Source organism: Pseudomonas sp. RC3H12, from assembly GCF_018596375.1.
GTDB lineage: Bacteria > Pseudomonadota > Gammaproteobacteria > Pseudomonadales > Pseudomonadaceae > Aquipseudomonas.
Genome location: NZ_CP075595.1, coordinates 2,372,571 through 2,384,926, shown reverse-complemented (window position 1 = coordinate 2,384,926; position 12,356 = coordinate 2,372,571). Strand labels below are relative to the sequence as shown.

At 63.0% G+C, this 12,356-nt stretch carries 12 protein-coding genes and 1 pseudogene; 2 read left to right on the top strand and 11 right to left on the bottom strand.

Features of this window, described 5'->3' with window-relative positions; translation table 11 throughout:
- Positions 1–11: 11 nt before the first annotated feature.
- From KHO27_RS10850 to KHO27_RS26555, 11 genes and pseudogenes are all read right to left on the bottom strand, one after another.
- On the bottom strand, positions 12–2,207 hold the full coding sequence (locus tag KHO27_RS10850) for an LTA synthase family protein (RefSeq protein WP_111532313.1): 2,196 nt from the start codon (positions 2,205–2,207) through the stop codon (positions 12–14).
- A gap of 126 nt (positions 2,208–2,333) precedes the next feature.
- On the bottom strand, positions 2,334–3,614 hold the full coding sequence (fapF, locus tag KHO27_RS10845; protein WP_110702165.1) for a fibril amyloid transporter FapF: 1,281 nt from the start codon (positions 3,612–3,614) through the stop codon (positions 2,334–2,336).
- Positions 3,615–3,660: 46 nt separating this feature from the next.
- A complete protein-coding gene (fapE, locus tag KHO27_RS10840; RefSeq protein WP_110702163.1) occupies positions 3,661–4,398 on the bottom strand; it encodes a fibril amyloid subunit FapE in 738 nt (245 codons plus the stop codon).
- A 33-nt stretch (positions 4,399–4,431) separates the two neighbouring features.
- The gene (gene fapD, locus KHO27_RS10835) at positions 4,432–5,112 is read right to left on the bottom strand and encodes a fibril amyloid maturation endopeptidase FapD (RefSeq protein ID WP_094012022.1); all 681 of its coding nucleotides are present in this window, start codon (positions 5,110–5,112) and stop codon (positions 4,432–4,434) included.
- Between the two features lie 62 nt (positions 5,113–5,174).
- A complete protein-coding gene (gene fapC, locus KHO27_RS10830; RefSeq protein WP_110702161.1) occupies positions 5,175–6,491 on the bottom strand; it encodes an amyloid-like fimbrin subunit FapC in 1,317 nt (438 codons plus the stop codon).
- A gap of 52 nt (positions 6,492–6,543) precedes the next feature.
- A complete protein-coding gene (fapB, locus tag KHO27_RS10825; protein ID WP_110702159.1) occupies positions 6,544–7,116 on the bottom strand; it encodes a fibril amyloid subunit FapB in 573 nt (190 codons plus the stop codon).
- A gap of 1 nt (position 7,117) precedes the next feature.
- The gene (fapA, locus tag KHO27_RS10820) at positions 7,118–7,558 is read right to left on the bottom strand and encodes a functional amyloid chaperone FapA (protein ID WP_110702157.1); all 441 of its coding nucleotides are present in this window, start codon (positions 7,556–7,558) and stop codon (positions 7,118–7,120) included.
- A 298-nt stretch (positions 7,559–7,856) separates the two neighbouring features.
- Complete coding sequence (locus KHO27_RS10815) at positions 7,857–8,408, bottom strand: AAA family ATPase (protein WP_110702156.1); 552 nt, start codon at positions 8,406–8,408, stop codon at positions 7,857–7,859.
- Positions 8,405–8,971: a nicotinamide riboside transporter PnuC gene (gene pnuC, locus KHO27_RS10810; protein ID WP_102682457.1), complete on the bottom strand. Its 567-nt coding sequence runs from the start codon at positions 8,969–8,971 to the stop codon at positions 8,405–8,407. Before pnuC ends, KHO27_RS10815 begins: the two co-directional genes overlap by 4 nt.
- A gap of 98 nt (positions 8,972–9,069) precedes the next feature.
- Positions 9,070–9,804, bottom strand: coding sequence for a methyl-accepting chemotaxis protein (locus KHO27_RS26560; RefSeq protein WP_371918114.1), 735 nt, complete (start codon positions 9,802–9,804; stop codon positions 9,070–9,072).
- Between the two features lie 138 nt (positions 9,805–9,942).
- A pseudogene (locus KHO27_RS26555) lies at positions 9,943–10,614 on the bottom strand (cache domain-containing protein); the annotation flags it as partial.
- Positions 10,615–11,003: 389 nt separating this feature from the next.
- Between KHO27_RS26555 and KHO27_RS10800 the strand changes: the two are divergent.
- Both KHO27_RS10800 and KHO27_RS10795 read left to right on the top strand, forming a co-directional pair.
- Positions 11,004–11,834, top strand: coding sequence for an undecaprenyl-diphosphate phosphatase (locus tag KHO27_RS10800; protein ID WP_102682459.1), 831 nt, complete (start codon positions 11,004–11,006; stop codon positions 11,832–11,834).
- Positions 11,827–12,252, top strand: a complete 426-nt coding sequence (locus tag KHO27_RS10795) for a DUF1294 domain-containing protein (RefSeq protein ID WP_110702152.1) — start codon at positions 11,827–11,829, stop codon at positions 12,250–12,252. The genes KHO27_RS10800 and KHO27_RS10795 overlap by 8 nt, the downstream gene beginning before the upstream one ends.
- The last annotated feature ends 104 nt before the right edge of the window (positions 12,253–12,356 follow it).

Sequence of the window (12,356 nt, the reverse complement as noted above, 5' to 3'; positions counted from 1 at the left end):
ATTGCGGGGCCTCAGCTCGACTGGGCAAGATGCCCATCCGCCAGTTCCTCCATCGTCTCCGGCTCGTCGGGCAGCTCGGTGATCACGCTGAAGTCGCTGACCTCCACCTCGCCGCCACCATACCCCAACAGGTGGAAGGAAAACGCCTTGCGCACGGTGGGGTTGTCGAAGTCGAACTGCATTTCCAGCGGCTCATCGGCCGTTACCCGAATCTCTTCGGGTAAGCCAAGCTGCACATCTTGCTCAAGCTCCTTGGCCTTGAGCCGGATGTACGCGGCGTGGCGGGGGTCCAGCGCTCGTACCTTGAGACGTACCCGGGTGCGGGTGCCTTCGGGCATCTCCAGGTATTGCGCGCCGATCAGGTTGTCGGCCCAGTCATCCTTGATGCGCTCAGCCAGGGCGATGGGGGAGGGACCGCCGAACTGGTAGCGCAGGTTGAGCGGCGTCTGCAGCAGCGATTGGTCGAGGCTCGTGGCCAACAGGTTGATCTGCGGTCCGAGCGTGTCTTCGCCACGGCCGAGGAACCTGGCCTGGTCGGCGATGAAGCCGGGGCTGGCATAGCGCCGGCAGCGTTGCTGGAAATCGCACTCGCTGAGGGTGCCCTGGCCGTCGTGGTAGCGCAACATGCCATTGGTGTAGGAAATCATCTCGCGGCCACTGTCGTAGTCGCGGTACAGCGAGCGGCCGGCCAAGGCCGCCGGGATCGGCAGGGCGAAATAATCGAGCAGGGAGGTGCTCAGGTCGACATGGCCGTAGGTGCCCTGCTTGAGCCTGGGCAGTTGGGCCTGCTCCGGTGCGAGCGTGAGGTTGAAGCCCCACGCCGAGGCCAGGCGCACGCCATCGATGCCGTGGGATTCGTCGGAGGTGACGATCACCAGGGTGTCTTCCAGAACGCCCTGGCGCGCGAGACCGTCGAGGAAGCTGCCAAGGGCATCGTCGAGGTAGGCCACCGCAGCCTGCTTGGGCGTATCGAAGCGTTGCAAATAGGCCTCCGGCGCCGAATAGGGCTGGTGGGTGCCGACCGTGAGCAGGGTGAGCATCCAGGGTTTTGGTTGCTTGCGCAGCTCGGCGACGTAGTCGAGCGCACCTTCGAAGAAGGCGCGATCATCCTTGCCCCAGGGGAATTCCAGGTAGTTGTCGTTGGCGAACCACTCCAGCCCATGCACCGTGTCGAAGCCGATGTGGGGCATGATCCGGTCCTTGGCCATGAAACGCAGCCCGGCGCCTTGCAGGTAATGGGTGGCGAAGCCGGCCTCGCGCAGCTGGGCCGGCAGACAGGCCTGGTTGCGTTGCTGCTGGGTCAGCAGCTCGACCCCCTTGGGCGTGCCGTTGGCCAGCTTGTCATAGTCGCCGCAGAGCATCGCGTACAGGCCGCGAATGGTCTGGTGTGTGTGCAATACATAGTCGGGGGTGTTCATGCCGCGCTCGGCCCACTGGCTGAGACGGGGCATCAGGTCCTGCTGGTAGTGGCTGCCCAGTGCCTCGCGGTTGGGGCGCAGGTAAGCGCCGGGGATGCCCTCGACGGTGATGATCAGCAGGTTGCGTGCCTTGCCCGCTGCGTCGAGCAGCTTGACGCCATTGAGGTCGGACTGGGTAAGGCCGGCGCTGGACAGCGCCGTGACTGCCGGCACCCGGCCCATACGGCTCAAGGCCTGATGCTGCACCTTGCCCACTGCCGTCGACAGCGCCTGGTGGGTGAGGCCGTACTGGCGCCATTGGTCGGCGTCCGAGGGGGCCAGTTGCTGGCCGCCCCAGTGCAGGCCGAACAGAGCCAGGGGCACGGCCCAGAGTCGCCGTGGCAATGACGCGCTGGCGGGCGATCGCCATACGCTCGCCAGCCAGGCGCCAAGGCCGGTGACCAGCAGGGCGGGGAGCCAGGCATGGGCCAGTCCGCCGCCGGTGGAGTTCTCCATGAACTGCGGGTCGATCAGGTAGCTCAGGTCGTCGACCGTGGGCAGCCTGCCGACGGCGCTGACCAGCTCGGCGGATGCCACCCACAGGCCGCCCCAAGCCAACAGCAGCGGCAGGGCCAGCCACCAGGGACGTCGCAGCAGGAGCAGGACCAACAGGCTGCCGATGGCGAGGTCGGACAGATAGCCAAAGGGGTTGGACCAGCCCAGCAGGGCGCGCGCGGTCAGGGGTATCACCAGCACCAGGATTGCCAGGGCGGCAAGGCGGGCGCGAGGGTGACCGAGCAGGTTGTTCACGAAACTTTCCTTAATGCCATTAAACCGTCACAAAATTGTGCCGGATGATAACAGGCTGGTGCCGGGAAAGTCGGATGCTACAAAACCGGTAACCAAATGCCGGGCCCGTGCGCGGGCCCGGTGCGGTCAGAAGTAGTAGGGGAATTTCAGGCTGAACGAGAAGTCCGGCGAGTCTTCGGTCAAACCGATGGAGAGGTTGGGGACGATGGTCAGGTTGTCGGTGGCGGCGAACGTCAGGCCGACGTTGAAGTTGGCCGCGTTGTAGTCGCTGTTGGTGATCGACTGCCAGTCGCCGCCATCGCGTTTGATCTTGCTTTTGCTGGCGAACTGGTCGGTGACCGAGAACGACATGCTCATCCGCTCGTTCAGGGCGAAGGCGATACCCCCGCCGATCTGCCAGGAATCTCCGAGTTTCACGTCGCCTGGTACCTTGCTGTTGACTTCCGGGCTGATGTCGCTGAACGAGTCCTGCATGTTGTAGGTGTAGGACAGGCTGGCGAAGAGAACGGCCGGGTCGAACGTCTTGACCAGCGAAATCCCCGGTGTGATCGACCAGACACCATTGCCGGTGGGCAGGCTTTCAGGCACCGCCAGGTTGTCGTTGGCCGTATCCCTGATGAGCTTGATACCGTAAGGGTCCTTGCCGGTGGGGGCCTTGACCCGCAGGGTCGCGACCGCGTCGGGCCAGTTTTCCGACTCGTCGAGGAACTTGTAGGCTACCCCCACGTTGATGTCGCCGATGGCGGGGTCTCGGGTTACCGTGGCATCGGAGGCGGTGGAGCCCACACCGCTTACGCCGCCTGAAGAATAGGTCGACTCCCGGTAGACGATCGGCACGTTGATGTCGAACTGCCAGCGCTGGTCCAGGTTGTAGCGGGCTGTCAGGTCCAGTGTCCAGTTATCGGCCTTGATGCGGTCGAGGTTGATGTTGCCAAGGAAGATCGAGTCCAGGGCGAGGAAACCGTTGAGGGTCAGGGCGCGAGTGTCGTAGTGGGTATAGGTCACGCCGGTCTCGACGCTGAACTTGCCGCCGCCGAAGAAGCCGCTGGCTTCGTCATACAGGTTGGAAACACTTTGCGCAGGCTCGGAGTCGTCCTTTAGCGATTGACCATAGGAGCTGCCTGCATTGCCAGGGGTGCCTGACGCAACCGTCTGGGCGCCTTTGGCCGGTTCCGAGGGGGACCTTGTCAGGCGCCTGGGCGGCGGCGCCGCCGGGGTCTCTTCTACTTGCCGCACGCGCTGTTCGAGCACCATCAGCGCGTTCTGTTGGGCTTCGTAGCGTTGCTTGAGCTCTCGCAGCTCCTGCTTCAGTGCCTCGACCTGAGGGTCCGGAGCTGCGTAGAGCAATGTCGCGGGTGCCAAGGTACTCAGACAGACTACAGCTCTGAACGTCAACGATCGGTGCATGGGTTAGCCGTCCCTTCAGACTACATACGATGAGAGTCAGCGTAGATCAGTATCCGAGAGCGCGAAGGCCTTTGAGCTGGTCAAGATTGCCGTTCAGCGCGGCATCAGGCACGTTGTCGCGCAGCACGACGTTGAGGGCCGTCAGGTTGCTGACCTGGTTGCCATTGCCGAGCAATGTCGCGTTCTGCATCAACCCGCCCTGGGCGATGCGTTGCAGGGCACTGCCCTGGTTGTTGTTGGCCACCACGTCGAGCTGCACGCCGGTGCCGCTGGCCGATACGCTCAGCGAGCCGGCGCCGTTGCTGCCAACCAGTGTGGAGCCTGCTGCCAGTACCTGGCCCTGCTGTGGCGTATCGGGTGCCTGGTTGGCCTTGGTGACGTTGATATCGACGTTGTTGTAAGCGGTATTGTTGTCGCCGGCGGCGCGCACTACCTGGGTAACACCGTCGGTCGTGTTCAGGCCCGCGCCGCCCGTGACGCTGCCGGCGCCTTGCGCGTTGGCAGCGCCGGAGCCTTTCTTGTCGATCATCGACACGTAGAATTGCGGTTTGATGGTCGATTGCTGGACCTGCATCGAGGTCTTGGCGCCGATGACATCGCCACTGGCGTTTTGCCAGGTGCTGGTCATGACCACGCCGAAACTGATGATCCGCCCCGGCATTACATAGCGCCCGCGCAGGTTCGCCAGCTCCTGGTCTTTCAGTTCAATGGGCTTGAACGTTTCTGCCTGGAGGGGCAGGGCGGCTGCCAGACAGATCAGGGTGAGCCATGCTGGAGTCTTCATGGGATGCTCCCGGAGCGTCGTGCTTGATTGTCATTAGAAGAAGTCGCTGCGGATGAAGCCGAAGTCCATCAGGTCAGCGTCCTTGACCGGGGTAAAGTTGTTGATCCGGCCCTTGGCGCTCAGCGGCAGAGGAGGGTCGAGCAAGGCATTGGTCTTGTCGTAACCCTGGCCGATCACGGCGAAGATGATGCCGTTCCAGCCCTTGAGGAAGTCCTCGACCTTGTAGCGCTTGTGGCCCAGGACCGGATCGCCGATATAGACCCAGCCCTTGTCGACCCGTTGCATGACCACGAAGTGCTTGTAGCCACGGATGTCCATCAGCACCACCACGGGTATACGCACGCTGTTCAGGGTTTCGGCAGCGACCCGGTAGCCGCGCGCACGCATGCCCAGGCTTTCCACGTAGCGTTTCATGTCGAGCATGGAGAAGCCCTGCACCCGTACCAGGTCCTGGTCGGCGTGAGCCAGCATGCCTTCGATGATGTGTTGTTCGTCCACGTCCAGCCAGTAGGCCTGGCGCAGGATGGTTGCCAGCGCCGCGGCGCCGCAACTGAAATCGGTCTTCTGTTGCACCAGGTCGGCGAACTTGCGCTCACGGATGCTCTGGATGGGCTTGTAGATCACCGCGCCCCCCGGCAAAACCGAAAGCGGCATCTGCGCCGCTTCGCTGTAGCTTGCCATGCACAGCAAAAACGCCAAGGCGATCATCCGCATGGTCTTGCCCCCTGGTCCTGTTGAAGAAAGGCCCCCCGAAGGGGGCCTTACGGTTACAGCGCTCAGAACGAGGTGTTGGAGATGGCCAGCGAGTTGCTCTGCTGGTTGCCCACACCGGCTGCGACGTTGACGCCGAGGTTGCCGCTGCCACCGTTCACCGAGCCACTGAGGGTTGCGGTGTTGGTCACAGGGTTAGCCCAACCGGTAGGGGTCAGCACCTGGAACGACACGGTGTTGCTCAGGTCGTACGAGCTGGACTCGCTGAAGCTCTTCGAGCCGGACTTGGCAAATTCGGAAGCTTTGCTGCCCGATTTTTCGTACGAAGAGTCGTAGGCCTTTTCGAACGAAGAGTCGTAAGCCTTCTCGAACGAGGAGCTGGAGGACTTCTCGTGCGATTTGTCATACGAAGCGTCGATCGAAGCGTTCAGCGATGCATCGAACGAGTCGGTGCGGCTGCGCTCGTGGCGGCCGAAGTCCTGTGTCTGGGTCACACTGCCGCTTGCCGAGGCATCCAGCGAAGCGTTCAGAGAGCCGCTAGCCGAAGCACTCGATTCGTGGCTGCGCGAACCGCTGGCGTCGGAGCTCTTCGAGCCACTGGCGTTCCAGCTGTTGGCTCCGGCCGCCTCCCAGCTCGAAGACGAGCTGCCTTCCTTGCTGTAGCTGGAGTCCTTGTCGTACGAGGCACTACCACTTTTCGTGGTGGTGAAGGTCAGCGTATCGACCCGGTAGGTGCGGTCGGCGCTGTTGTTCACTACCAGGCCTGGGCCATTCTGGTCGGCAGAGGCGGTGGCGGTGGCATTACCCAGTGGCGCATTGGAGTTGGCAATGGCCATGGTGTTTTTCTGCTGGTTCAGGTCGCCACCGGCAATGTTGATGCCCATGTTGCCGCTGCCGTTGTTGCCCGAGCCGCTCATGATGCCGGAGTTGGTGGTGCCGTAATTGTTGACCTTGTTGTTGTTGCTGTACTGGCGTACGTCGGCGGTGGCCGAGGCGGAGCCGAACACGAAGCTGTTGTCCAGGCTCGAGTCGGCGCCGGCGTTGGCGATGGCGGCGGCGTTGTCCTGCTGGTTGCCGGCGCCGGCCGCGACGTTGACACCCACGTTGCCGCTGGTGCCGGAGGCCGAGCTGCTCATTTCGGCTTCGTTCACCGTGCCTTCATTGTTGATGCGGTTGTTGGTGCTGCTTTGCTTGTCCCAGGCATTGGCGGTTGCATATACCGGGATCTTGGTAGGAGGAGGGGTGTGATGACCGTTGTTGTGGCCATTGTTATGGCCATTGTTGTGGCCGCCACGTGGATCATTCTGCCCAGCTTGTACAGCCACAGCCATGATCGCAGCAATTGCGAAAACCAGAGGCTTGAGTGCCATCGAGGGTTTCATGGTGGTTCTCCGTACTTTGTTTTAGGTTAAGTGTTGTTGTTACCTGTTTGGGTCAATCTGCGACCCGGATGCTCAGGGTGTTGGCCGTTCGGTTTCCCACCCCTGCACTCTGATTCAACTGCACCACGCCACGGCTACCGGTGAATGCCTGGTCGCTGGTGCTGACCTGGCGATGGCCGGGTGTCTGGGCAGTTGAGTCCGAGCTGTTGATCAGCGCCACGTTCTGTTGCAGAAGGACGCTGTCGTCGATGCTTTGCGGTTGGGCACTGACGCTGATGCGCAGTGCGTTGGCTTGCTGGTTGCTGGCGCCGGCGCTCTGGTTCACGCCCAGTACGCCGTTGCCGTGGCTGAAGGCGTCGCCCTGGATGCTGGACCGAGCATCTATCGAGGGGTCGACAGGCGTGCGCAAGCGTTGGCGGATCTGGGTGCTGGCGTTGGCGTCATGGCCGATGGCGATAGCCCGGGCGTTGACCTGCTGTTGTTGGTCCCCGGCCGCCTGGTTGACGCCCAGGTTGCCTTGGTACTGTGCGCCTGAACTGTCGATGGTGGCGTTGTTGATCACGGGGGATTGGGCAAAGGCCGGTGCACTGCATAACGTGGCCAGGATCAGCAGCGTATGCTTCATGTCACTGACCCCCGCTGAGGATCTTCAGGGCGCCCAGACCTTGCTGGACGTTCGAATTGACCATGTTGGCAATGCCATTGCCAGAGCCTGAGGCTCGCCCACCGGCAATGTTCGGCAGTTGCGTCTGGGTGCCGATGTTGGCCCCGATGTTGTTGGTCTGTTGGGTGATCAGCGTATTGATGCCTGCGCCGCTGCTGATACTGGCGAAGTCGCCGTCGCTCAGTTCGTTGGTCTGCTTGAGTATGTGCGCGGACGGGTTGGTATTGACGGTGACAGGGTTGGGGTCGGGCACAAGCGGGGCACGGGTGGCGATGCGCGGTTGCACATCACGGGTAATGATGACGAGCCCGTTATCGGCCTGGGCTGGCAGACTGAAGCTGGAACCCAGTGCGCATCCGATCAGCAGGAGACGACAGACGTTGCCTTTATCAAGTTTCCCCACGATGGCAATTCCTTCTTCGGCGTGTTGGGCCTGGGCCGCGTTGCCAGAAGGAGAGCAGAAGCTGTGCCGGTTTTTGTTATTGCTTTCGAATCAGTCAGTTGTGGGGCTGGAGCTGGTGCGTCAATGGATTGGTGTATCAGTGCTGAGACAGAGAGTCGCCCCATGAGCCGTCGGGCCCATTGAAGTCGGGCGCTGACGGGTTTTCGTCGAGGGTGTTTCACGGGCGTGACACTACCCCCGGATCTGGCGCAATGCGCGCAAATCCGGGGGGCATGGCCCCACAGGGTGTATCAGCGGCTTAACATTCGGTGGGGCAGGTGGGGGACTTGCCGTCCAGCAGGCGCTGTACAACGCTCAACACCGTGGCGCTGCGTTGCGACCAGTCGCCGTCAATCACCTGCACGTTCTGCCGGTGGCGTTGCAACCAGGCCAGGCTGTCGTCGAAGAACACCTGGCGCTCTTCCAGCCGTGGCTGACAGCGCAGCCCGTCCCCGACCCATTCGACGCCCTCGGGGCGCAGCAGCAGGTGCAGGTCGTAATGGCGCGCCTGAATGGCCTGTTCCAGCCACTCAGGGCAATCACCGAACAGTGCCCGGCTCCACAGGATATTGCTCAGCAGGTGGGTGTCGAGGATCAGCAATTCCGGTGCCTGCGCCCGGCCCTGGTCTTCCCAGGCGAGTTGGCCACGGGCGATGGTGGGGATATCGGCGTAGCAGGTATCGCGCTGCTCGCGCTCCATGAAATGGCGGACATACTCTCCGACCAGCACGCCACCGAAATGCGCCTGGATCTCGCCGCTCAGCCAGCTCTTGCCACTGGACTCCGGGCCGCACAGCACCAGGACCTTCATGCGCTGGCCAGCGCCGGGTCGCGGCGCCACTCCAGCCAGCCGCGCACGGCGATCAAGGTGAACAGGGCATACAGCGCGGCGGTGAGGTAGAGGCCCTTGTAGAGGAACAGGCCGACGAAGACCACATCCACCACCACCCATAGCGCCCAGCACTGCAGGCGCTTCTGTGCCATCCACAGCTGGGCCACCAGGCTGAAACCGGTGAGTGCTGCGTCCAGCCAGGGCTGGGCAGCGTCCGTCCAGTGGGCCATGGCGGCGCCCAGCAGCAGGCTGGCCAGCAGGCCGATCGCCAGGCCCTTGAACATCGTCATCGGTGCCAGGCTGGTTACCTGGCGGGCGTCCTCGACCCGGTCCGGCCGGGTCCATTGCCACCAGCCGTACAGTTGCAGCACAGCGTAGACCAGTTGCAGGAGCATGTCCGAGTACAGCTTGACCTCGTAGAAGATCCAGCTGTACAGCACCACCATCACCAGCCCGATCGGCCAGCACCAGGGGTTCTGCTTGACGGTGAGCCAGACGGCGATGACGCCGAGCGCGGCGGCGAAGAGTTCGAGGCCGGACATCGGCGATCCTTGGGCGGAGAGAGGCCGCGATGCTAACCGCTTCGTGCGCCACCCTTCAAGCGGTGGGCAGCATCCGGGCTGCCCGTTGCCAGGCCCTGCTAGACCTTGAACTGGCGCAGCAACTGCTCCAGCTCCTCGCTCAAGCGGCCAAGCGCCGCGCCAGCGTCGCTGGACTGGCGGGCGGCCTCGGCGGTCTGTTGCGACAAGTCGGCGGTTTCGGTGACGTTGCGGTTGATTTCCTCGACCACATGCGACTGCTGCAGGGTGGCGCTGGCGATCGAGGCATTCAGCGCCCCCAGGTTGCCCAGCGCATGGTTGATGGCGTCCAGGCTGCTGCCAGCCTCGCGGGCCTGCTCGACGGTCTGGCGCGAGGCTTCGCTGCTGGTATCGATGGCCCGCACCGCGGCTTCGGACTGCCCCTGCAGGTGCTCGATCATGGTCTGGATCTCGGCGGTCGACTGGGCGGAGCGCTGGGCCAGCAGGCGCACCTCGTCGGCGACCACGGCGAAGCCGCGCCCCTGCTCACCGGCGCGGGCGGCCTCGATGGCGGCGTTGAGGGCAAGCAGGTTGGTCTGCTCGGCGATCGAGCGGATGACCTCGAGCACGCCGCCGATCTTCGTGCTGTGGCTGGCCAGTTCGCGGATCACCTGTACCGCCTGGTCGATGGTCGCCGAAAGCCGGTCGATCTGCTGCAGGCTACCGTGGATCGCCTGCTGGCCGTGGCCGACCTGGGCCTGGGCATTGCGCATTTCGCTGGAGGCCTGCTCGGCGTGCTTGGCCACGTCGTGCACCGCGTAGGTGACTTCGTTGACGGCGGTGGCGACCTGGTCCATCTGCAATGATTGCTGGGCGCTACGGGCCTGGGCGGAGCCTGCGTTGTCACCCACATGGCCGGCCGACTCGGCCAGGGCATGGGCCGCCCCCTGCAATTGACCGATCACGCCCTGCAACTTGCCATTGAAGCGGTTAAAGTGCTCACCCAGCTGGGTGATCTCGTCGTGGCCATGGGTGTCCAGGCGCCGGGTCAGGTCGCTTTCGCCGCTGGCGATGTTGCCCATGGCCTGCACGGCCTCCTGCAGTGGCCGGGCGATGCTGCGGGCGATCAGCATCACCAGCAGGGCCATCAGCAGGGCGATGCCCAGGCCCAGCAGCGAGGCGTCGCGCAACTGCCTGGCGAACTCGGCCTGCACGTCGTCGATGTAGACCCCCGAACCGATGATCCAGCCCCAGGGCTTGAACAGCTGTATATACGAGGTTTTCGCCACCGGCTCACTGGCGCCGGGCTTGGGCCAGCGATAGTCGACTGGCCCCGCGCCCTGGCTGCGGGCCAGGGCGACCATCTCGTTGAAGACGGCGAAACCGTCGGGGTCACGGATGGCGGAGAGGTCCTGGCCATCGAGCTTTGGGTTGGCCGGGTGCATGACCATCTTCGGTTGCAGGTCGTTGATCCAGAAATAGTCGTTCTGGTCATAGCGCAGCCCGCGCACCACTTGCAGGGCCTGCTGCTGTGCGGCCTCGCGGGTCAGTGTGCCGGCAGCCTCCAGGCCTTGGTAATGGGCCAGCACGCCGGCGGCGGTCTGTACCACGTGGCGGGTCTTCTCGGCCTTTGCCTGGTACAGGTCGCCATGGAGCTGGCGCAGCATCAGCAGGCCCAGCACCAGCAGCATGGCCACGGCCACCAGCAGGATCAGCCACAGGCGGCGGCTGATCGACATCGACCTCAGGGTCTTCATGATGCGTTACTCCAGTCTTTTTCTTTTTATCCAGGGCATCCAAGCATGCTTTGTCGCGGGCCCCCACTCGACCAACGGCTAATGCGTCGTTCTTGACATCCTCAGTTGCAGGTAACGCAAGCCTTGAAACATAGGCTCTGCTAGGATTTCGGCCGCGCCAGATGAAACCTTTAGGCGGCTGGGCATTTCAGCTGGCTTTGATAGCGCTTGCGCTGTAAAAAGCACGCGCCGCGTGCGGTCTCAATTGTGTCAATCAAAACAAGCGGCCTGCCACGCGCAGCGTCGCATTTGGGGGAAAGATGGATTTGTGGAGTGCCTTGCAGGCGATCATCCTGGGCGTGGTAGAGGGGCTGACGGAGTTCCTGCCCATTTCGAGCACCGGGCACCAGATCATCGTCGCCGACCTGATCAACTTCGGTGGCGAACGCGCCATGGCGTTCAACATCATCATCCAGTTGGGTGCCATCCTGGCGGTGGTGTGGGAGTTCCGGCGCAAGATCTTCGACGTGGTACTGGGCTTGCCCACGCAGGTGCCGGCGCGACGCTTCACCGCCAACCTGCTGATCGCTTTCATTCCCGCAGTGATCCTGGGCGTGTTGTTCGCCGACCTGATCCATGAGTACCTGTTCAACCCTATTACCGTTGCCGCCGCGCTGGTGGTGGGTGGGGTGATCATGCTGTGGGCCGAGCGTCGCCAGCACCGGGTGGAGGTCGACCATGTCGACGACATGCGCTGGACTCACGCGCTGAAGATCGGCCTGGTGCAGTGCCTGGCGATGATTCCGGGCACCTCGCGCTCGGGATCGACCATTATCGGTGGCTTGCTGTTCGGCCTCTCGCGCAAGGCGGCGACCGAGTTTTCGTTCTTCCTGGCCATGCCCACCATGGTCGGCGCGGCGGTGTATTCGGGGTACAAGTACCGTGATTTGTTCCAGCCGGGCGATTTTCCGGTGTTCGCCATCGGTTTCGTGGTGTCGTTCATCTTTGCCATGATCGCCGTGCGCGGGCTGCTCAAGTTCATCGCCAACCACAGCTATGCGGTGTTTGCCTGGTATCGCATCGCCTTTGGCCTGCTGATCCTGGCGACCTGGGAGTTTGGCTGGGTCGATTGGTCGACGGCGCATGGTTGAGAGGGCTCGTACGCAGCGTGCGCCCCGACGCGAGGAAGGCGTGCGCAATGCGCGCCTGAAGGGGCTGGTACTTGCGGTGCTGTGCCTGTTGCCGGTGCTCGGCGGCCTGCGGATGGGGTTGAGTGGCGGGAGTTGGTTGCCGTTGGCGATGTATCCGGTGGTGAGTCTGGTCAGCCTGTTGTTGTACTGGCAGGACAAGCAGCAGGCGCGGACTCAGGCCTGGCGTACGCCGGAAAAGGTGCTGCATGCCAGCGAGCTGCTGGGGGGCTGGCCGGGGGCTTTGCTGGCGCAGCAGGTGTTTCGGCACAAGACTCGGAAGGTTTCCTATCAGGTTGTGTGCTGGGGGATTGTTCTGGTGCATCAGGTGTTCTGGGTTGATTATTTGTTTTTGGCGGGGCGGTGGGGGGCTTTGATCTGAGGGCTGTAGTTGTAGTTGTAGTTGTAGTTGTAGTTGTAGTTGTAGTTGTAGTTGTGGTTGTAGTTATGGTTTTGAAAGTTGTATACGCATTCATTTGCGATGTC

Bases quoted from the DNA above. Each gene is read 5' to 3' on its own strand.
- fapF (WP_110702165.1), bottom strand. From the start codon at position 3,614: ATGCACCGATCGTTGACGTTCAGAGCTGTAGTCTGTCTGAGTACCTTG.
- fapE (WP_110702163.1), bottom strand. From the start codon at position 4,398: ATGAAGACTCCAGCATGGCTCACCCTGATCTGTCTGGCAGCCGCCCTG.
- fapD (WP_094012022.1), bottom strand. From the start codon at position 5,112: ATGCGGATGATCGCCTTGGCGTTTTTGCTGTGCATGGCAAGCTACAGC.
- fapC (WP_110702161.1), bottom strand. From the start codon at position 6,491: ATGAAACCCTCGATGGCACTCAAGCCTCTGGTTTTCGCAATTGCTGCG.
- fapB (WP_110702159.1), bottom strand. From the start codon at position 7,116: ATGAAGCATACGCTGCTGATCCTGGCCACGTTATGCAGTGCACCGGCC.
- KHO27_RS10815 (WP_110702156.1), bottom strand. From the start codon at position 8,408: ATGAAGGTCCTGGTGCTGTGCGGCCCGGAGTCCAGTGGCAAGAGCTGG.
- pnuC (WP_102682457.1), bottom strand. From the start codon at position 8,971: ATGTCCGGCCTCGAACTCTTCGCCGCCGCGCTCGGCGTCATCGCCGTC.
- KHO27_RS26560 (WP_371918114.1), bottom strand. From the start codon at position 9,804: ATGGACCAGGTCGCCACCGCCGTCAACGAAGTCACCTACGCGGTGCAC.
- KHO27_RS10800 (WP_102682459.1), top strand. From the start codon at position 11,004: ATGGATTTGTGGAGTGCCTTGCAGGCGATCATCCTGGGCGTGGTAGAG.
- KHO27_RS10795 (WP_110702152.1), top strand. From the start codon at position 11,827: ATGGTTGAGAGGGCTCGTACGCAGCGTGCGCCCCGACGCGAGGAAGGC.